Source organism: Candidatus Limousia pullorum (assembly GCF_057405065.1).
Map to the genome: position 1 here is coordinate 76661 of NZ_CM171614.1, position 19568 is coordinate 96228.

A 19568-nucleotide genomic window follows, 5' to 3' on the forward strand; every position below is an offset into this window, starting at 1 on the left:
AACCTAATATTATCACACAATATGAAGTTCTTTAATATACATTCTACCATAGAAACAAATAAAATTCAAGATTTTTTTGCTATAACCCTAACTTTTTATTTAATAATCAAATCAAAATATTAAAAGAACGAATAATTTGTATATAAATAATTAAATAAACTTCAAAATGAATTTATTACAATAAAACGAATATATTTTTTCCAATAATTATTCTCGATTTTTTCTAAATAATTAAAGAAAAAACTCTTGATTTTTCTCTATAATAAGGTATAATATATGTATACAACAACCTTCTTAATACTCGGAAACTATGCGGTTTTTTTGACGAGAATTTAAGGAGGATTTTTTTATGAAGAAAAACGAGAAAAGAACGTATCTTTCCCCAGAAACCGAAGTCGTAAGGTTCACAGCGGATATTATTACGACGTCGAATTACATCGGTCCAAGTGACGAAGATAACACGGATTATAATGATCCTGAAAGCAATGCACTTTTACCAAATTCATAATAAAAAATATGATGTAAAGGAGAAAAATTATGTTGAAGAGTAAAAATAAGCTTTTACATAAAGCTCTTGCCTTTGTGCTGACCTTTTCTCTGCTTGCCACTCTTGTTTCCTTTAATTTTACGGCAAGCGCAACTAGTGGCTCTTATGGCGGCGGTACAGGTACAGCAAGTGACCCATATATTATCGACGATGTGGCCGATTTAACAGCATTTGCCACTCTGGTAAATGGTGGTGATACAGATGCGTGCGCAAAACTCTCAGATAACTTTAGTGGCGAAATAACATCTGCTTGGACACCAATCGGAAATGCAGATAATAAATTTACCGGTGTATTTGACGGAAACGGTGAAACAATTACTTTTAGCAATATAACTGTTGATAATGGCTATGTAGGTCTTTTTGGTGTCAATGAAGGTACAATTAAAAATGTTACTGTCGCAGGTAATATATCTTCATCTACTGCAAAAGCTTTTGTTGGCGGTGTTGCCGGTCTTAACAGAGGTACAATCACAAACTGTACAAACAGCGTAGCAATAAGTACTACAGGTGAAAACTCATATGCCGGCGGTATTGCTGGCGTTATGCAGTATGGTACAATTGAAACTTGTACTAACAGCGGTAATGTTTCCGTTCGAGTTTCTGACACAGCTACAGGTGATATTACAAACCACGAAGCATCAGCCGGTGGTATTGTCGCTTTCAACTATAACGGCACTGTTAAAAAGAGTACAAATACAGGAAATATCGAAAACAACGACAGTCATGGTTACACAGGCGGTATTGTAGGAAATAACGACGGAGTTATTGACAACTGCCTTAATAAAGGAACTGTTTCAAATGATGCAGCTGCTGATTATGTAGGCGGTATTGCAGGCAATCTTTTCACAAACTCAGAAACGGGTTCAACTTCTACAATCAGTAATTCTTTGAACACAAATGATAAAGGAAATGTATATGGTTCAAATGGACTTACAACTAAAGAAGAAACAGAGGGAATTGTGACAAATTGCTACTATAAAGCAGTAACAACTACTGAAGAGGTAGAAGGCATAAAGGGTGTTAGCCAAGACGACCTCAATAACGGTGCAGTTACATATATGCTTAATGGCAATAGCTCAGCCAATCCTGTTTGGGGACAAGATCTTTCTACAGAAACAAACTTACCTGTTATAGGTGCAGGAACTAACAATACGGTTTATCCTGCTAACAATGGCTACACAAACACACAACCTAATGATTGCACACACTCAGAAAATATAGTAAACGGTGCTTGTACTGTATGTGGAACTGTCATCGCAAAAGTATCAGGCTACAATGTAACTCTTAACGGTTCAATCGGTCTTAACTACTATTTTGATGTTCTCAGCGGTATAACCGCAAAAACATTAATTGTTAGCTTTGATAAGGGAACAAGTGATAATTCTATAAAACAAGTGACTGATCCAAATTTGACTTCTGGACTTAAAGAAGGATATAACAGATATGTATCAACCGTAAAATTAAACTCAGATCAAATGAATATGAATATTATTGCTACACTGTCTTTGCAATACAATAATGGAACAATTACCGTGGAAAGTGATGCATATAATATTAATAAATATTTGAATTCATTATACACAAATCCAGGTTCAAAAAATACATCTGAATTAAAAACACTTGCTCAAACAATGTCAACTTATGGCTATTACGCAAATGAATACTTTAAAAACTATTCTTCCTATGAAACTTCAGTCCCAATGTTTAATTTAAGCGCTAATGGTAGCTCTATTAGCGGTGCAAAATACAATCTCACTTATGATGGAAATGATACAGATGATTCTATAACACATGCAGCTTCTTCATTACAACATTTATATGAAATTGGCGGTGTTTTCTATGCAAACACAACAGAAGTAAATATAGATAATATTTATATGAGATATAGTGTTTTAGATATTAATGATACCACCAACCAAACTCCATATATTGATTTGGGACAAAATGTTGATGTTAAAGTAAGTAAATCAGGTGATAGAATTTATGCTATTACAGAAAAAATACCTGTATCTCTTCTTGGTTCAGTAAAATTCCAAGTTTCATTTGGAACTAAGAACGAAGAAAATTATACTCAAATCACCAAAACAAAATACTACTCACCCTATACATATATTAGAAATCTCTTAAAGCAGTATGAAAATGCTGGTAAGCAAGAAGATGTTGCTTATAAATTAACACAGGCTCTCTATCATTACAGTGAGGCTGCAAAGGCTTATTTTGATGCAGCATCAGCAGCAACAGAATAATAATAAAAATTTTCAAACCCTATAAGGAGTGACTTAATTGTTTAAAAAGAAAAAGAACATAGTTTTAATATGTTCAGCTTTGGTTATTATAATTGCCGTTATCGCTATTGTATTTTTCGCTTTGCCTAAGACCGGAAACGGGGACAACACCGACCCATCTTCCACAGCTCAGAGCAGTGAGAACGCTTCTGAAAATCAGGAGGAAACAAGGGACGCTACCATGGAAATTCTCCTTGACGAGGATGTAATGGAAAATCAGAACAATGACGGCTCTAACACAAATTCTGACGGCGGAAGCTCTTCTTCTGACAACGGGGGTTCCGGTTCAGGGGTTGATTCTAATCAAGGCAATGGTTCTGACTCAAACAACAGCAGCTCCGACAATTCTCAAAATTCAGGAAGCAACGGTAATTCCGGAAACAACAATAATTCCGGCGGTTCAAACTCTTCCGATAATTCCGGTAACAGCGGAAACAACGGAAGCGGAGACAGTGGAAACGGTGATTCAAATGAAGACAACACAAGTGAGATTATTCCGGACAATCCGGACGGCGGCAACAACGGCGACGGTGATTCCGGAAATAATTCTCAAGGTGGCGACGGTGACTACGAACTTCCATTTATACCTGCTGACTGATAACTGACAAAACTAAACACCATGCAGATTTTTTATAATACTGCATGGTGTTATTTTTTTACCTTTCTAATCTGTGAAAATTCCTGTGTTTTTATGGAGGGTATTTATTTGTTTGGCTTCTTCCTCGCTGACATTGGCTGTGTTTGAAAACACGTCAAGGTTTTTTCTTCTATGAACAAGGACTGCGCCGAATCTCATGGGGTAGGACACTGGCAGTAGCCAAGGATATTTTTTAAGCCATCTATACTGGGTTTTCATTATATAAAGGGGCGGAAAACATCTTTTCATTACGTTTGAAACCTTACTCTTTGCAAGGCTTCCCTTATAGTCTTCCGAAACTCTATTGAGTATCTCTCCTGTTCTTGTTCCGTATGTTCCGCTTATCATTACATAAGCTCCCATCTCATCATAAAGGGGCGTTGACTCCATATCGCCGAACCAAACCTTTGAAAGGTTTGAAATGTGTTTGAAAAATTCATCCAGCTTTTGTTCTTTAAGGATATTCAAAAATCTTTCAGAGGAAACAAGCTCAGGCTTTTTCTCGCACAGCACATAAATGTCAAGGACCGAGCGTATTCCTGTACCGCCGCCCCTATAGTGCTTTGAGGTGTGAGCTATCACGTAGGCATATGCCTCCTCGTCGCTTATATGTCTTCGGCGGGTTTTGCTGTTTTCTGAAAAAAGCTTTTTTGCAAACTCCTTATAATAGTCAACGGAGTTCTTCATAGCTTCCATAAAAAGGTTATTGTGTATCTCCACATTCATAACAGGGGGCTTGAAATAAACGTCCTGCACTCCCCCGTCGTAATGCTCCACTGTGTAGCCTATTTTTACCATTGCGTCTCTGGCATTTTCGGCTTTATCCGGCGGTATCAAAATATCAAGGTCGCTCATAGCTCGCATATCGCTTTTTGGGTACAGCTCCTTTAACACAAAACCTTTAACCGGCAGGTGGTCTATTCCCTCCTGCTCAAAGGTCTTGCTTATGAGATTAAGTTCTATCCTTTGTACCACGTCTTTAAGCTGTGCCTTGTCGTATTCCTCTTTCCACTTTTTCAAAAGCTCAGGAGAGAGGTTTTTCATATTTTTAACGGCATAATAAGCCATATTTGCCACGCTGTGGAAATGAGCTATTCTGAAAACCGTTTCCATATTCACGTTTTTCGGTACTTCCTCCACCGGCAAGCCGTGAAGCACAGACTTTAAAAGGGAAATCAAATATTTTTCGTTTTCATTAAGACTCTTTCTCATATATTTCTCCGTTCTCCATATTAAGATGACGGTTGCAGATTGCAAGAGCCGCCTTTCTGTGGGTTACTATAATAACGGTTTTATCACGAAGCTTTGAAAGATTTTCAAGCATTCTAACCTGGGTCATTTCATCCAGCGCCGAGGTGGCTTCATCAAAAAGCAAAACACCTGTTCCGCTTAAAACCGCACGGGCAACCGCTATTCTCTGAGCCTGTCCCTGGGAAATTCCGAAGCCGTTTTCTCCAAGCATTGTATTGTAACCCATTGGGAAATCCTTTATAAACTCGTGGGCGCAGGCGATTTTTGCGGCGTTTTCAATCTCTTCCATTGTGGAATTTTCTTTCATAAAGCCTATATTTTCAAAAACCGTACCGGAAAACAGGCTGTTTCCCTGGGGCACATAACCTATAATTCCCCTTGCCTCGGTGGGAGTGTAGCTGTTTCCTTTTGTATCGTAAAATATTATTTCGTCTTTGTCAGTTTTGTATGCTCCCATAATCAGGTTAAACAGCGTGGTTTTTCCGCCACCTGAAATTCCTGTGAGGGAAAGAAAATCCCTTTTATTTAAGGTAAAGGAAACATCATTGAGCACGTGGTTTTCACCATATGAAAATGAAAGATTCTTTATTTCAAGTCTGTCAAAATCCTTGTATGAAAGCTTTTTTTCCGGCTCTTTTTCCTCGGGAAGATTTTCTATTTCAATTATTCTTTCTGCGCTGGCTATTGCGGAATACATCCTGGGGAGAAATCCCGAAAGGTTTGCAAACGGCGCCTGAAGCTGTCCCACAAGCTGTAAAATTGCGCTTAAAGTTCCGTAGCTCATGGTTCTGTCCATTATTGCAAAGGCTCCCCTTATAAGGGCGTAAAGATAGCCTATTCTGAAAACCAGGCCTATTCCAGCATTTGCCCCTATTGTAAAGGAACGGCGTTTCATTCTGGCTTTGAAATGCTCCTGCTGTAATTCCGCTGTCTTTTTCTCCGATTTTTTTCTCACTCCAAAAAGCTTTATCAAAAGTATGTTTTCAACGGTTTCCTGCATATAGGAGCGCATTTTGCCCTCTTTCTGCTGAACCTCCTTGTGGAGGCTTTTGAGCTTTCCACGAAACATTCTTGTTACAATGAAAAGCAGTATTCCCGAAACAAGAAACACAAGGGCAAAGGTCACGTCAAGTATTATTAAAACTGCGGCGGCGCACACAAGGCGTGTAACCATATTTAAAAGTGAGGGAAGTATTCCCACCACTCCGTCGGTTACAACCGTCACATCTGAAAATATCCTGTTGAGCATCTCTCCGCTGTGATATTTTGAGGTCTGGCTGAAATCCTTTTTCATAAGATTTCCTATTATGTCCTGCCTTAAATCCATTGAAACTCTGGCGGAAACCACCTCGTACACACTGTCGATTAGGATTTTCAATGAATACTGCACAAGGGAAATCACGCCGAGAATTATTCCCGAGTACACAAGTCCCTGAAAATTTCCTGCAACTGCACTGTCTATTACGCTTCTGCACTGCAAGGCAAATACGGTTGCAAGGGCGGCAATTACAATATTGGCAACTGCAAGGACTGCTATATACCACAATCGTTTTTTTGTTTTTCCGTAAATCCACAAAAGGGTTTTCCGGTCGCTTTCTTTTCTAAGCTTCACACTCACCGACCCTTTCCTTTAATAAGTCTTTTCATTACGCTTTTCACACGTAGAAGAAAAATTCTGTAGGATTTTCTTCCGCCCCAAAGCATAACGTACAGCTTATATTTTTTATCATTTACAGAAAGGAATTTTCCGTCACGGCTTACCCCTGTCATAACTCCGATTATGTGTCTGTCGGTTATTCCCTCTTCCATTCCTGTGCGGTTGTCGCCGCAGATTACATAATCGTTTTCCCTGACCTTTAAAATTCTGTGAAGAACATATTGTCCGTTGTCACGCTTGTAAAGGGGAACATCGTATTTTTTCAATCTGCCCTCAACCTTAGATATGTGGATTATATCACGCCTTTGTCTGAGCAGGGGCATCATACTGTCGCCCACATTGGTGAAAATTCCTGTGCCGTGCTTCTCGATTTCTGCTTCTATGGTTGAATACTCGCTCATTCCAGAAATCCTTCTCTTTTAAATGTATCCAAAAGCTTTTTAACGTCTTTTCTTGCGGTCTTTTCGTCAACGTCGTATTCTTCAAGGATTTTATTTACAATTTCGTCCTCTGTAATTTCGTTTTTCAAAAGCTCTGCAATAAATGCGGCTGTTTCATTGTTTCTCACTATTCCGTTGAAGCTTTTTCCCGCTTCGCCTGTAGCTACCAGCAGATTTTCATCTCCTGTATTGTATGTTATAAATCCGTCTTTTAATTTCATTTTTATTCTCCTTGTATAATAAATTTAGGTTGATAAGGGAGCCTATCTCCCAAAATCAACTGTATAATTATTCAACATAATGTTGTATAATTGTAGTTATTAGATAGAGGATGTCGTATTCTCCTTGGGGAGCCAAAAGCTACTCCGTACTGGAAAGACTGACACCTCTTTCTGATAAACAGATTACGAATAAGTTGGATGTTGACGGCTGATTGCCGTACTTCGAATATAGAACAAGGCAGTAACGTTTATCAGATAAGAGGAACTATCTAAAATCTGTTTATTTAGGTGAATGTTATGCTTTATCTCGGAATTGATATCGGCAAAAATACTCATGTTGCTTCTCTTATTGATGAAACGGCAAAACCATTATTCAAAGCATTCTCGTTTTCAAACACAACCGAAGGCGCAAACAGCCTGATTGAAAAATTATCAGTACATATCAATAATCAATCAGAAGTTGAAATAGGAATGGAGGCTACCGGTCATTATTGGCTTTCGATTTACTCATTTCTTGTTGAAAATGGATTTGTTGTTCATGTCGTTAATCCTATTCAAACTGACGGCTGGCGAAAAGGGACTGAAATCAGAAAGCGTAAAACAGATTTCATCGATTCTGTTCTCATTGCTGATTTGATACGCTACGGTGATTTTGTTGAAACCTCACTGTCAGATGAAGACACAATGTCACTGCGTAATCTGTCACGCTTTCGCACTTATCTTGTTTCGTCCATTTCAGACTTGAAGCGCAAGGTAATCTGTGTTCTTGACCAGGTGTTCCCAGAATATCACACTGCTTTTTCAGATGTTTTCGGCGAAACCTCTAAAGAACTTCTTTCGCACTTTCAGACTGCGGATGATTTTGAAAACATCTCTTCTGAACAGCTTGAAAACGTGCTCAAAAAGGTCTCTTTTAAGGGTTTTGCCAAAAACAAAATCACTCAGATTTCAGAGCTCGCAGCAAGTTCTTTCGGACTGAAGTTCTGTCAGGATAGCTTCTCTTTACAGCTTCGGCTTTTAATTGAGCAGATTAAATTTATTGACGCTCAGGTATGTGATGTGGAAGCAGAAATCAAAGTTATCCTTGATAAAATTAATTCTCCTATTATGACTGTACCGGGTGTAGGCAATATTAACGCCGCTGTTATTTTAGGAGAGATCGGTGATATCTCTCGCTTTTCAAACGCTTCCAAGCTTGCTGCTTATGCAGGTATAGACGCTTCTGTCAGCCAATCCGGTGAATACCAATCCACCAATAACAAAATGAGTAAGCGTGGCTCTCCCTATTTGCGCAAAGCTCTGTTTCAGGCTGCCTTGATTGCAGCCTTTCATGATCCGGTTTTCTCGGCTTTTTATCAAAAAAAGCGATCCGAGGGCAAGCATCATCTTACTGCTGTTGGTGCTGTTGCCAGAAAGCTTTGTAACACCATTTTTGCTGTTTTGAAATACAATACCGCTTACGTCCCTCAATTTAAATAATCTTTTTATACCCACTTATCCATCGACTTGGACTTTTTGTTCAGGTCTTTTTGTCTTGCATATTTTTTCATCCCTTATTCGTTATTTTTTTATTTTTCCTATTGACTTTTTATAGTTGGTCTTTCATCCCCTCATAGGCTGTTATTGCCGCATCCTGGGATATGTTGCATCCCAAGCGGTAGAGAGGAAGCTCCATAAATTTATCTGCAAGCTGTAAGGTCTTTATCATGGCTTCACCGTTTTCAATGGGTCTGTAAATCTGGGAAAGCAATGTGGGATAGGCTTCTTTTTTGCTTATCCTCGAAATGCTGTTTTCCTTTGCCCTTTCAAGGATACACACGCCTTTTAAGGGTACGCAGATGTTGTTTCCAAGTCTGTGCTTTCCGTTCCAAGGCGTTCCGTAAATAAATACGCCCTCATCTTTAAATCGTACAAGGGGCTTATCGTCGTTGACCATTACGGCTCTTTCCTTAAAATATTCACGCCACATTCTTGTATGGGTTGATTTTCCCGTGCCGCTTGGAGCTGTGAAAAGATAGGCTTTTCCGTCCACTGCTATAGCGGAGCCGTGAACCAACAGTATATCGGAAAAAACAAGCCTTGTGACAATTTTACGGTACACCGCCAGTGTTTCAAGGTAGCTTAGTCTGTATTCTCCGTCAGCCATAGCTTTTTCTCTTTCAAAGTCCTTTTCATTTGTTTCAACCTCAAAAAGAGGTTCTTCATCTGTCAAATAATCCCTGCACATCTCAAAAATCTGAGAATATACCGGTGTTATTTTTATGACTGTGTCGGCAATTTTAATGGAAAAGCTTTTCATATTTTCTGTTCTCCAATCACAAAAACGTGAATATCCTTATTATATCATAATCAAAGATGCCTTATGAGCAAACTCATGGCAAAACTTTACTTATATATTTGTATACTAAATATAGCAGAAAAACACACCGCTGTAAACGATATAATATCAAATTAAGTAATTTTATATGGGTATACTTTGCTTTCTCGGTATAAATATTAAGCGTGATATTTTCGCTAAATCCTATAAAATTACTAATATCAGAATAAAATATATATTAAAGAAAATTCAATAAATCAAAATTCTTTCATATATCAAAAAAAACGAAGATTTCAGAATTTTTTTGTAAAATTATCTAAAAAACACAAGACAAAGTGGGAAAAAAGTGATATAATAGCTTCATGCACTGTACTGCGACGGTTTGATACCGCTTTAAAGGAACAAAGAGAGCTTTTCCTTATATAAACGCAGTAACGAGGAGGTAAAATTATTATGATATGGGCAAAAGAAGAAACCCTGTCCAGAGATGAGATTGAAAAAATCCAGCTGGAACGACTTAAAGAAACAGTAAAGCGTGTTTACGAAAAAGTTCCTGCTTACCGTGCCAAAATGGAAGCGGCAGGTGTTACACCTGATGACATCGTAACACTTAATGATATTCAAAAACTGCCTTTTACCACAAAGCAGGACATGAGAGATAATTATCCTTATGGTCTGTTTACAGTGCCTAAAAAGGAACTCAGAAGAATTCATGCATCCAGCGGCACAACAGGAAAGCCCACGGTTGTAGGTTATACAGACCACGACCTTGATATATGGAAGGAATGTGTGGCAAGACTTGCCGTTGCCGGCGGCGCTACTGATGAGGACGTAGCTCAGATTTGCTTCGGCTACGGAATGTTCACCGGCGCTTTGGGTCTTCACAACGGTCTTGAGAAGGTGGGCGCAGCCATTGTCCCCTCTTCAACAGGAAACACAGAGAAACAGCTTATGTACATGAAGGATTTCGGCACCACTCTTTTGGTTGCAACTCCATCATACGCCATGAGAATTGCCGAGGTTGCTCAACAGATAGGCATAGATATAAAGAAAGATTTACAGATTAAAACTCTGCTTTTGGGCTCTGAGCTTATGACAGAGGCCATGAGAAAAGAGCTTTACAAGGTTTGGGGCGAGGATGTAAACCTTACCCAGAACTACGGCATGAGCGAGCTTATAGGTCCCGGCGTTTCCGGAGAATGTCTTGAGCTCAACGGTATGCACATTAACGAGGACCACTTCATCGCCGAGGTTATAGATCCAAATACCGGAGAGGTTTTAGCACCGGGTGAAAAGGGTGAGCTTGTTGTTACATGTATCACAAAGGAAGCTCTGCCACTTATCCGTTACCGCACAAGAGATATCACAAGACTTATGTACGAGCCATGTGCCTGCGGAAGAACCACTGCAAGAATGGAAAATCTCTCAGGACGTACAGACGACATGCTGAAGATAAGAGGCGTTAACGTATTCCCAAGCCAGATTGAGGAAGTTTTGATAAATACAGACGGAATAGGACCAAACTACGAAATTGTAGTTGAAAGAAAAGACCACTCCGACATACTCACCGTTAAGGTTGAGGTTGCCGCAGAGGGCATGATGGACTCCTATGCCGCTTTGGAAGAGCTTGAAGATAAGATCAAGAAGAAACTTCACATGACGCTGGGTCTTGACTGTAAAATCCAGCTTGTATCACCGAATACACTGCAAAGATTTGAAGGAAAAGCAAAGAGAGTAACTGATTTACGAAAGGATGGAATATAAAAGTGGCTGAAAAGAGAATTTTACTTGGCAATGAAGCCATAGCAAGAGGCGCTTACGAAGCAGGTGTAAAGGTATCTTCCGCATATCCGGGAACACCAAGCACAGAGGTAAGCGAAAATGTAGTTAAATATGATGAGGTTTACGCAGAATGGGCTCCAAACGAAAAGGTTGCAATGGAAGTTGCTCTGGGCGCATCTATTGCAGGTGTTCGCTCCATGTGCGCAATGAAGCACGTTGGCGTAAACGTAGCGGCTGACCCACTTTACACAGCCGCATATACAGGCGTTAAAGGCGGACTTGTTCTTGTTGCCGCCGACGACCCGGGAATGTACAGCTCTCAGAACGAGCAGGACAGCCGTATGGTGGCAAGAGCCGCTATGGTTCCTGTTGTAGAGCCTTCCGACAGCGCAGAAGCAAAGGAGTTCATGAAATATGCTTATGACCTCAGCGAAAAATATGACACACCTATTATTTTGAGAACTACCACAAGACTTTCCCACTCACAGGGTCTTGTAGAGCTTCAGGAGCGTGTAGAGCCTGAGGATATCGCTTACGAGCGTGACGCTGCAAAGTTTGTTATGATGCCGGGCAACGCTATTAAGCGTCATCTGTTTGTTGAGGACAGACTTAAAAGAATGGCTGAGGACGCCAACACAATGCCAATAAACAAGGTTGAATACAACGACCTTTCAGTTGGCTTTATCACAAGCGGTATACCATATCAGTACGTAAAAGAGGCAATGCCAAACGCTTCTGTTTTGAAGCTTGGTCTTGTAAATCCTCTTCCTAAAAAGCTTATTGAGGAGTTCGCTTCTAAGGTTGATAAGCTTTACATATTTGAAGAGCTTGAGCCTGTTATTGAAGAGCAGGTAAAGGCATGGGGAATTTCAAAGGCAGTGGGCAAAGAGATATTCACTGTCCAGGGCGAGTACAACGCAGAAATGATAAGAGAAAAGGTTTTAGGCGAGCCTACAGACGCAGACAAGCCTGCACAGGTTCCTCCAAGACCTCCAATCCTATGTCCGGGATGTCCACACAGAAGTGTGTTCACCGTGCTTAAAAAGCTTAAAATCCACGGCGCAGGCGACATCGGATGTTACACATTGGGCGCAGTTGCTCCTCTTTCCGTTATCGACACAACAATATGCATGGGCGCAAGTATCAGCACACTCCACGGTATGGAAAAGGCAAAGGGCAAGGATTACATCCGCAACTGGGTTGCAGTTATCGGTGACTCCACCTTTATGCACACAGGTATCAACTCCCTTGTAAACATGGTTTACAACCAGTCCACAGGCACAGTTATTATCCTTGACAACTCCACAACAGGAATGACCGGTCATCAGGACCACGCCGCTACAGGAAAGACACTCAAGGGCGAAATTGTTCCTGCAATAAACATTTACAATCTCTGCAAATCTTTGGGTATTGAAAATGTTTACGAGGTTGACGCATTCAATCAAAAAGAGCTTGAAGAGGTTGTAAAGAGAGAAACAGCAAGAGAGGCTGTATCAGTTATCATTACAAAAGCTCCATGCGCACTTCTCAAGGGCGTTAAGTTCCCATTCAAGTGCAGACCTGTTTCCGACAAGTGTAAAAAGTGCGGAGCATGTTTAAAACCAGGTTGTCCTGCCCTTACAAAGAACGAGGACGGCACAATCTCCATTGACGAAACAATGTGCAACGGCTGCGGACTTTGCATGCAGCTTTGCAAATTCTCAGCTATAGAGCAGGTAAAGGTTGGTGAATAATATGACAAAGAATATTATGATAGTAGGAGTAGGCGGACAGGGAACACTTCTCACCAGCCGAATTTTAGGCAAGCTTGCAACATGTGCAGGCTATGACGTAAAGCTTTCCGAGGTTCACGGAATGGCACAGAGAGGCGGAAGCGTTGTTACTTTTGTACGCTACGGCGACAATGTTGCAGAACCTATCGTTGAAGAGGGTCAGGCAGATGTTTTGATTGCTTTCGAGCGTTTGGAGGCTCTCCGCTATATTCATTTCCTTAAAAAGGACGGTTCCGTTATTGTAAACGACTGGAGAATTGACCCTATTACAGTTGTTACAGGTGTTGCTCAGTACCCTGAAAACATAATCCGCACACTCAAGGAAAAGAGAAACACCATTGTTGTTGAAGCTACAGAGGAAGCAAAGAAGCTGGGCGCACCTCGTACATTTAACGTAATCGTTTTGGGCGCCGCCGCAAAATACATGGGCTTTGACAAAGAGGATTGGCTTGATGTTATTGAAACCACAGTTCCTCCTAAGACCATTGAAATAAATAAAAAAGCCTTTGAGATAGGCTATAATCTTTAATAAATATAAAAGCATAAATATTATAAGGAAGGGTTGCTGACCATATGATCTGGAACGAAACAAAAGAATGTATGAGCAGGGACGAAATGACTAACCTGCAAAGCGCCAGACTTAGAAAGCTGGTTGACAGAGTATATCACAGCGTTGAATACTACAGAAAAAAGATGCAGGCTCTGGGACTTGAACCGGGCGATATTAAGGGCATCGAAGACTTGGACAAACTGCCTTTTACCACAAAGGACGACCTGCGTGACACCTATCCTTTCGGATTATTTGCCGTTCCTAATTCACAGATTACCAGAATTCACGCATCCAGCGGCACAACAGGAAAAGCAACTGTTGTAGGATACACAAGACGTGATATCGAAACATGGAGCGAGTGCGTTGCCCGCTGTATCACAATGGCAGGATTAGGTCAAAACGACATTATTCAAATCGCATACGGCTACGGTTTGTTCACAGGCGGTTTGGGTGCTCACTACGGCGCAGAAAAGCTGGGCGCAACTGTTGTACCAATGTCAACAGGAAACACAAAGAAGCTTATCAACATGATGATTGACTTCGGCGTTACAGGTATTATGTGCACACCGTCATATCTGCTTCACATCGCTGAAACAATCAACGAGATGGGTGTTCGTGACAAAATAAAGCTTAAAGCTTCAATAAACGGCGCTGAGCCTTGGACAGAGAAAATGCGTTCTCAGATTGAAAACATGCTGGGAATTCATGCTCACGATATTTACGGCTTGAGCGAAATTATGGGCCCGGGCGTTGCAACAGACTGTCAATTCCATTCAGGACTTCATATTCATGAAGACCACTTCCTTCCTGAAATTGTTGACCAGAAAACCCTCAAGCCTCTCCGTGACGGCATGACCGGCGAGCTTGTTATTTCAACCCTTACAAAAGAGGGTATTCCTCTTATCCGTTACAGAACAAAAGACCTTACAAGCATCACTCACAAGCCTTGTCAGTGCGGAAGAACTACCGCAAGAATCGCAAGATTTACAGGCAGAACCGACGACATGCTTATTATCAGAGGCGTTAACGTATTCCCAAGCCAGATTGAAGCTGCATTGCTTGAAATGGGCGGCACTACACCTCACTATCTGCTCATTGTTGACCGTGTAAACAATCTCGATACACTTGAGGTTAGAGTTGAGGTTGAAGAGAGATTCTTCTCCGACGAAATCAGAGAGCTTGAAAATCTCACAAATAAAATTACAGAGGTTATCAAGCAGGCTATCGGTCTTGCGGTTAAGGTTAAGCTTGTTGAGCCTAAGAGCATCGAAAGAAGCATGGGCAAGAGTCAACACGTAATTGACAACAGAAAGTACAACTGATAAAATATAAACAGAAGTTTTATTTATATTACTATTACGAAAGGCAGGTAGAACTATGTTTATTAAACAGTTATCCGTATTTATCGAAAACCGTCAGGGCAGACTGGAAGAGGTTACAGAAGCTCTCGTACAGGAAAAAGTAAACATTCTCTCTCTCAGCATGGCTGACACAACAGAATACGGTATGTTGAGAATGATTGTTTCCAATCCGGAAACCGCAAAGGACGCACTGAGAGATAAGGGCTTTTCCGCAATGCTTACAGACGTTATCGCAGTTAAGCTTCAGGACAAGGTTGGCGAGCTTCACAAGATGACACACATTCTTTGCAGCAAAGGCCTTAATATTGAGTATATGTACGCTTTGGCTTCTGCTAACAGAGTTGCCATGATTGTAAAGGCTTCCGACGGAGAGGCTGCCGCAAAAGCAATTACAGCCGGCGGTCTTGAGCTTTACAGCTATGAGGACATGTGCGAATAATTTTATTACATAAAATAATAAGGTAATTCTGAGTGTCAGAATTACCTTATATTTTTATAAAAATATATCTGCAAGGAGGGTGCGCCTATGAATATTATAGAAATTGAAAGTCTAACCCACGACTACGGAAACAACAAGGGAATTTTTGATATTTCTATGTCTGTTAAGGAAAGCGAAATTTTTGGCTTTTTAGGGCCAAACGGAGCCGGTAAAACCACAACCATAAGACACCTGATGGGATTTATTAAGCCTAATTCGGGAAAATGCCGTATAAATGGCTTTGACTGCTTCCATGAGCGATGCAAAATACAGGAGTTTGTGGGTTATATTCCTGGAGAAATAAATTTTTTCGACGACATGACAGGCATTGATTATTTAAACTTTATGGAAAAATACCGCAAAATAAAAAACGGAAGCCTTAAAAAATCCCTTTTAGAAATGTTTGAGCTTGACCCTAAGGGAAAAATCAAGAAAATGAGCAAAGGCATGAAGCAAAAGGTGGGAATTGTTTCCGCTTTTATGCACGACCCTCAGGTGCTTATTCTGGACGAACCCACCAGCGGACTTGACCCTATTATGCAGAAAAGATTTATCGAGCTTATTCAAAGGGAAAAGTCCAAGGGAAAAACTATTTTTATTTCCAGCCATATTTTTGAAGAGGTAGAAAAAACCTGCGACCGAATTTCAATAATAAAAGACGGAAAACTGGCTGCAACCGACTCGACGGAAGAACTGCGCAACAGACATGTCAAGAAATACACAGTTACTCTTGAAAACGAAAAGACAGCCGAATATTTTGCAAGGGATTTTTCCGGCATACAAAAAGGAAACACCGTTGAGGTTACCGCAAGACAATCCCTTGAGGAAATATTCCTACAGTATTACGGAGGCGGAAAAAATGATAAATAAAACATTATATTTCAGAGAAATAAAGTCCTCCCTAAAGCTTATTGTGATTTTTATCGCAATACTTACACTATACGTAACAATGATAACCGGAATGTATAATCCGGAAATGGAAGAGGTTCTAAAGGAGTTTACTGAGCTTTTTTCCGAAATGATGGCGGCTTTCGGCATGAACGGAAACACTGCTACCCTTTTGGGCTTCATGTCCTCCTATCTTTACGGAATGATTTTGCTGATTTTCCCTATGGTCTATGCTATTATAAGGGCAAACGGACTTATTGCAAAATATGTGGACAGAGGCTCAATGTCAGCTCTTATGGCAGCTCCGGTAAAAAGAAAAACAATCGCTTTTACTCAAATGGCCGTGCTGTATTCAGGAGTATTCTTTCTGATTTTGTACGTAACGGTTTTACAGCTTATCTGCTGTAAAATAATGTATCCTCAGGAAAACATAGCCTCTGATTTAATTTACTTAAATCTCTCACTGCTGTTTTTACAGCTTTTCATGGCTTCAATTTGCTTTCTCTCCTCCTGTATTTTTAACGATACAAAATACAGTTTGGGCGTGGGCGCAGGAGTAAATGTTTTGATGTATGTTCTCCAGATGATGGCAAACATGGGCGGCAACCTTGAAAAGATAAAATATACCACTTATTTTACCTTGTTTTCACCGGAAAAAATTATTGCCGGCGACAGCTTTTCGGTTTATGCCCCATTCATTCTTCTTGCCGGATGTATTATTCTAAGCGCAGCTTCGGTAATCATCTTTACAAAAAAAGATATGAATATTTAAAAAATGACCTTTTACATCAGTTTTGTTTCTGACGTAAAAGGTCGCTTTATTTTATATCGCAAAATGAAAAAATCAAATGCAGGTTTGAATGTCGGTGGAGGGAATTGCAGTCCTCCATTATAAAATCCCAGGTTTCCCTGTAGTTTCCCGAAACCGCAAAATCCTTTGAGTAAATAAACTTTAAGAACCTTTCCGGTGAGTTTCCGTAAATCTTTACAAACTCGTCGGCATAATACATCTTCTGGTCGCTGGTGAGATTTCCCTGCTGGTTGTGCATAACATGTTCAATATTCCTTGAAAAATAATGGACTGAATAGGGTATTCCTCCCACAGTTGCAGCATAGCTTAACTCTCTTAAGGACATTGATTTCTGACGGTTTCTGCCTATGATACTCACCGGATTATCCGTATAAATGTGGTCTTTTCCGTATTCAATATGGTGAGTATCTTTGAAAACCACATTTTCCGAGGACACAAAAGCGCCGTCGGTGTCAACTATATGTATAATCCTCACCACATCCTTTTTGGTAAAGCGGTATCTCTTCATCTCTTCTGTAATCTGTGAAGAAAGCCGCTTCATAACGGCGTCGTATGAGGATTTTTTTACTGTTGTTATATCCCCGTGAACTACATGAAAATGTATATCACCGGGCTTGAATATTTTTTTCAGAACCGGACTTAATGTATCCGCATCCGTAGGGCCTTCAACTATGAAAAGTATGACCTTTTTAGTTTTGTTCTTCACTGCGCACCGCCTTTCCTGCGCTTCTGAAAGCTCTTCCCATCTCTATTGCGTCGGTTTCGTCGTAAATCTCTTCATCCTGTCCGCCAAGTATAATGCTTCTCAGATATATGTCCCTGAGGTTGGAATTTCTCACATTTTTAAGGCGTATATACCTGTTTTCCGGATTTACTGTTGAAAAAATCACGCTGGTTTTATCAAGCATTTCCAAGGCTCTCAGATTGTGTGAGGTAAACAAAAGCTGACCCTTTGCCCCTCTGCGGAAAACAGAGAGAAGCTCTCCCAACAGATATTCATATATTCCTGCGTCCAGCTCGTCCGCCACAAGGCACATAAAGGGATTGTTGTACACGCACATAAGCAGGTTAAGCAGGGATATTATTTTTATAATACCCTCCGATTCATATTTAAGGGGAATTGTCACATCTCCCCTTTTTGATACAAGCTGAACCTTTACACCCTCCTTACCGTTTTCCATAAGCTGTTCCCCGAAGCTGTGAATGTCTATGTTAAGGCCTGGAATTATTGTACATATAACGGTGTTCATTTTTTTAAGTATATTTTCAAAAAATACAAACTTGCTTTTTTCCAAAACAAAGGGCTCGTCAACGGGAACAAAATACTTTCTGCTCTCTTCCTTTTTGTCCTCAGCTCCCGACAGCACAGGTATCAGACAGATATTGTGGTCGTGGGATTCCCTTACATTTGAAATAACAAAAAGGTCATAGGCGGCGTAATCTCTTAAAGCTTTGATAACTCCGCTGCACACACCTAAAACATCCTTTGAAAGTTCAAAAACACGGTTCATATCGTCGCCGAAAATAAATGAAACACCCTCACGCTGGGTAATTCTTCTGGCTACCATCATATCCACAGAACTTTCTTCTCTGAGCTTTACAAGGTCTTTATATAATTTATCCGGTGTGACAAAGGATTTTCCCTTTTCGGAGCTGTAGCCTATAATAAGCTTTTTTCTTTTAAAGCCTTTGCCGCTGTACTCGGAAGCGAAAAGCTCTTCGGTGATTATTCCCGTCTGCTCCTTTGAAATTTCTCCCAGCTCCACCTTATATTCCAAAAGGCTTTTTTCTCCGTTAAATTCCACGGTAAACCAAATTCTCAGCTGGCAGGTTTCACTGGTTTGGGCAATATAATTTTTCACGTTTGCCGGAAGGGTCTTGCCCTCAACAAGATTTTTCAGTATGGAAATGCACTCCACAACCGCAGTTTTTCCCGAACCGTTTTGACCGTAAATTCCCAAAATATCGGCACTGCGGGAAAAATATTCCTTATTGGCAAAAGAGGGCATCTCCACAATACCGTATTCCGTATTTTTAAAGTTTCTAAGCTCGATTTTGCTGAGCCTGCAATTCATATCTCCCTGCAACTGCTTCATCTCCCGTCGTAAATCTTCGCCATACACTTATATAAAAATATAATCAATTTATTAAATTATATACTCAATTTTTTCAGGTGTCAACGGCTTTAAAATCAAAGACATGACTGATTAAGCTTATGAAAATCACTATGCAAAAACGCTCCGGCATTTTGTATGCCGGAGCGTCTCCTTGGGGTTTTATATTATCTTGAAATTAGGTAATTACAGATTTTCTTTCATGAATGCCTCGAGCTCAGCGATTGCTGTATCCTCGTCAGCACCGTCAGCGGAAATTGTAACTGTTTCTCCCTGCTTTGCTGCAAGACCCATTACTGCAAAAATTCTTTTTGCGTCCCCTGATTTTCCGCCTTTTTCAATTTTAATTGCGCTTTGATATTTTGCTGCCTGTCTTACGAGCAGTCCTGCTGGGCGAGCGTGGATTCCTTCTGCGTCTGTGATTACGTAGCTAAAACTTTTCATTTTGATTGACTCC

General features: G+C 40.4%; 19 protein-coding genes. 11 read left to right on the top strand and 8 right to left on the bottom strand.

The window, feature by feature from the left end:
- The first annotated feature begins 349 nt into the window (after positions 1–349).
- From CGICJO_RS00300 to CGICJO_RS00310, 3 genes are read left to right on the top strand one after another with little or no spacing between them, the layout of a single operon-like run.
- The gene (locus CGICJO_RS00300; RefSeq protein ID WP_486499214.1) at positions 350–508 is read left to right on the top strand and encodes a hypothetical protein; all 159 of its coding nucleotides are present in this window, start codon (positions 350–352) and stop codon (positions 506–508) included.
- Positions 509–537: 29 nt separating this feature from the next.
- Positions 538–2793, top strand: coding sequence for an autotransporter outer membrane beta-barrel domain-containing protein (locus CGICJO_RS00305; RefSeq protein WP_486499215.1), 2256 nt, complete (start codon positions 538–540; stop codon positions 2791–2793).
- A gap of 37 nt (positions 2794–2830) precedes the next feature.
- Positions 2831–3430, top strand: a complete 600-nt coding sequence (locus tag CGICJO_RS00310) for a hypothetical protein (RefSeq protein WP_486499216.1) — start codon at positions 2831–2833, stop codon at positions 3428–3430.
- Between the two features lie 66 nt (positions 3431–3496).
- Here the strand turns inward: CGICJO_RS00310 and CGICJO_RS00315 are convergent, their stop codons facing one another.
- The 4 genes from CGICJO_RS00315 to CGICJO_RS00330 are packed head-to-tail and all read right to left on the bottom strand — an operon-like array spanning position 3497 to position 7038.
- Positions 3497–4681, bottom strand: coding sequence for a nucleotidyltransferase domain-containing protein (locus tag CGICJO_RS00315; protein ID WP_486499217.1), 1185 nt, complete (start codon positions 4679–4681; stop codon positions 3497–3499).
- Positions 4665–6332: an ABC transporter ATP-binding protein gene (locus CGICJO_RS00320; RefSeq protein WP_486499218.1), complete on the bottom strand. Its 1668-nt coding sequence runs from the start codon at positions 6330–6332 to the stop codon at positions 4665–4667. Before CGICJO_RS00320 ends, CGICJO_RS00315 begins: the two co-directional genes overlap by 17 nt.
- A gap of 2 nt (positions 6333–6334) precedes the next feature.
- A complete protein-coding gene (locus CGICJO_RS00325) occupies positions 6335–6778 on the bottom strand; it encodes a S24/S26 family peptidase (protein ID WP_087377777.1) in 444 nt (147 codons plus the stop codon).
- Complete coding sequence (locus CGICJO_RS00330; protein ID WP_486499219.1) at positions 6775–7038, bottom strand: PqqD family protein; 264 nt, start codon at positions 7036–7038, stop codon at positions 6775–6777. Before CGICJO_RS00330 ends, CGICJO_RS00325 begins: the two co-directional genes overlap by 4 nt.
- Positions 7039–7335: 297 nt before the next feature.
- On the opposite strand from CGICJO_RS00330, the gene CGICJO_RS00335 reads away from it, so the two are divergent.
- Positions 7336–8517 carry an IS110 family RNA-guided transposase gene (locus tag CGICJO_RS00335; protein ID WP_087376648.1) on the top strand — a complete coding sequence of 394 codons (1182 nt, stop codon included), beginning with the start codon at positions 7336–7338 and terminating at the stop codon, positions 8515–8517.
- A 109-nt stretch (positions 8518–8626) separates the two neighbouring features.
- Here the strand turns inward: CGICJO_RS00335 and CGICJO_RS00340 are convergent, their stop codons facing one another.
- Complete coding sequence (locus CGICJO_RS00340) at positions 8627–9337, bottom strand: hypothetical protein (protein WP_486499220.1); 711 nt, start codon at positions 9335–9337, stop codon at positions 8627–8629.
- A 471-nt stretch (positions 9338–9808) separates the two neighbouring features.
- Between CGICJO_RS00340 and CGICJO_RS00345 the strand changes: the two genes are divergently transcribed.
- From CGICJO_RS00345 to CGICJO_RS00375, 7 genes are all read left to right on the top strand, one after another.
- Positions 9809–11119, top strand: coding sequence for a phenylacetate--CoA ligase family protein (locus tag CGICJO_RS00345; RefSeq protein ID WP_486499221.1), 1311 nt, complete (start codon positions 9809–9811; stop codon positions 11117–11119).
- A 2-nt stretch (positions 11120–11121) separates the two neighbouring features.
- Positions 11122–12870, top strand: a complete 1749-nt coding sequence (gene iorA / locus CGICJO_RS00350; RefSeq protein WP_486499222.1) for an indolepyruvate ferredoxin oxidoreductase subunit alpha — start codon at positions 11122–11124, stop codon at positions 12868–12870.
- A 1-nt stretch (position 12871) separates the two neighbouring features.
- A complete protein-coding gene (locus CGICJO_RS00355; RefSeq protein ID WP_486499223.1) occupies positions 12872–13438 on the top strand; it encodes an indolepyruvate oxidoreductase subunit beta in 567 nt (188 codons plus the stop codon).
- 44 nt (positions 13439–13482) lie between these two features.
- On the top strand, positions 13483–14781 hold the full coding sequence (locus tag CGICJO_RS00360; RefSeq protein ID WP_087379417.1) for a phenylacetate--CoA ligase family protein: 1299 nt from the start codon (positions 13483–13485) through the stop codon (positions 14779–14781).
- 55 nt (positions 14782–14836) lie between these two features.
- Positions 14837–15259 carry an ACT domain-containing protein gene (locus CGICJO_RS00365; protein WP_087379414.1) on the top strand — a complete coding sequence of 141 codons (423 nt, stop codon included), beginning with the start codon at positions 14837–14839 and terminating at the stop codon, positions 15257–15259.
- Positions 15260–15346: 87 nt separating this feature from the next.
- Positions 15347–16168, top strand: a complete 822-nt coding sequence (locus CGICJO_RS00370) for an ABC transporter ATP-binding protein (RefSeq protein ID WP_486499224.1) — start codon at positions 15347–15349, stop codon at positions 16166–16168.
- Positions 16158–16958, top strand: coding sequence for an ABC transporter permease (locus CGICJO_RS00375; protein ID WP_486499225.1), 801 nt, complete (start codon positions 16158–16160; stop codon positions 16956–16958). The genes CGICJO_RS00370 and CGICJO_RS00375 overlap by 11 nt, the downstream gene beginning before the upstream one ends.
- 46 nt (positions 16959–17004) lie before the next feature.
- On the opposite strand, the gene CGICJO_RS00380 is transcribed toward CGICJO_RS00375, so the two are convergent.
- The 3 genes from CGICJO_RS00380 to CGICJO_RS00390 form a co-directional block, all read right to left on the bottom strand.
- A complete protein-coding gene (locus CGICJO_RS00380) occupies positions 17005–17703 on the bottom strand; it encodes a hypothetical protein (protein ID WP_087379404.1) in 699 nt (232 codons plus the stop codon).
- Positions 17687–19084 (bottom strand): AAA family ATPase, encoded by a 1398-nt coding sequence (locus CGICJO_RS00385; protein ID WP_486499226.1) that lies wholly within the window; start codon positions 19082–19084, stop codon positions 17687–17689. The genes CGICJO_RS00380 and CGICJO_RS00385 overlap by 17 nt, the downstream gene beginning before the upstream one ends.
- Positions 19085–19297: 213 nt before the next feature.
- The gene (locus tag CGICJO_RS00390) at positions 19298–19555 is read right to left on the bottom strand and encodes an HPr family phosphocarrier protein (RefSeq protein ID WP_486499227.1); all 258 of its coding nucleotides are present in this window, start codon (positions 19553–19555) and stop codon (positions 19298–19300) included.
- Positions 19556–19568: the final 13 nt, after the last annotated feature.

Excerpts from the sequence above, each read along its gene's own strand:
- CGICJO_RS00300 (WP_486499214.1), top strand. The coding sequence starts at position 350 with ATGAAGAAAAACGAGAAAAGAACGTATCTTTCCCCAGAAACCGAAGTC.
- CGICJO_RS00305 (WP_486499215.1), top strand. The coding sequence starts at position 538 with ATGTTGAAGAGTAAAAATAAGCTTTTACATAAAGCTCTTGCCTTTGTG.
- CGICJO_RS00315 (WP_486499217.1), bottom strand. The coding sequence starts at position 4,681 with ATGAGAAAGAGTCTTAATGAAAACGAAAAATATTTGATTTCCCTTTTA.
- CGICJO_RS00325 (WP_087377777.1), bottom strand. The coding sequence starts at position 6,778 with ATGAGCGAGTATTCAACCATAGAAGCAGAAATCGAGAAGCACGGCACA.
- CGICJO_RS00330 (WP_486499219.1), bottom strand. The coding sequence starts at position 7,038 with ATGAAATTAAAAGACGGATTTATAACATACAATACAGGAGATGAAAAT.
- CGICJO_RS00335 (WP_087376648.1), top strand. The coding sequence starts at position 7,336 with ATGCTTTATCTCGGAATTGATATCGGCAAAAATACTCATGTTGCTTCT.
- CGICJO_RS00340 (WP_486499220.1), bottom strand. The coding sequence starts at position 9,337 with ATGAAAAGCTTTTCCATTAAAATTGCCGACACAGTCATAAAAATAACA.
- CGICJO_RS00345 (WP_486499221.1), top strand. The coding sequence starts at position 9,809 with ATGATATGGGCAAAAGAAGAAACCCTGTCCAGAGATGAGATTGAAAAA.
- CGICJO_RS00355 (WP_486499223.1), top strand. The coding sequence starts at position 12,872 with ATGACAAAGAATATTATGATAGTAGGAGTAGGCGGACAGGGAACACTT.
- CGICJO_RS00360 (WP_087379417.1), top strand. The coding sequence starts at position 13,483 with ATGATCTGGAACGAAACAAAAGAATGTATGAGCAGGGACGAAATGACT.
- CGICJO_RS00365 (WP_087379414.1), top strand. The coding sequence starts at position 14,837 with ATGTTTATTAAACAGTTATCCGTATTTATCGAAAACCGTCAGGGCAGA.
- CGICJO_RS00370 (WP_486499224.1), top strand. The coding sequence starts at position 15,347 with ATGAATATTATAGAAATTGAAAGTCTAACCCACGACTACGGAAACAAC.
- CGICJO_RS00375 (WP_486499225.1), top strand. The coding sequence starts at position 16,158 with ATGATAAATAAAACATTATATTTCAGAGAAATAAAGTCCTCCCTAAAG.
- CGICJO_RS00390 (WP_486499227.1), bottom strand. The coding sequence starts at position 19,555 with ATGAAAAGTTTTAGCTACGTAATCACAGACGCAGAAGGAATCCACGCT.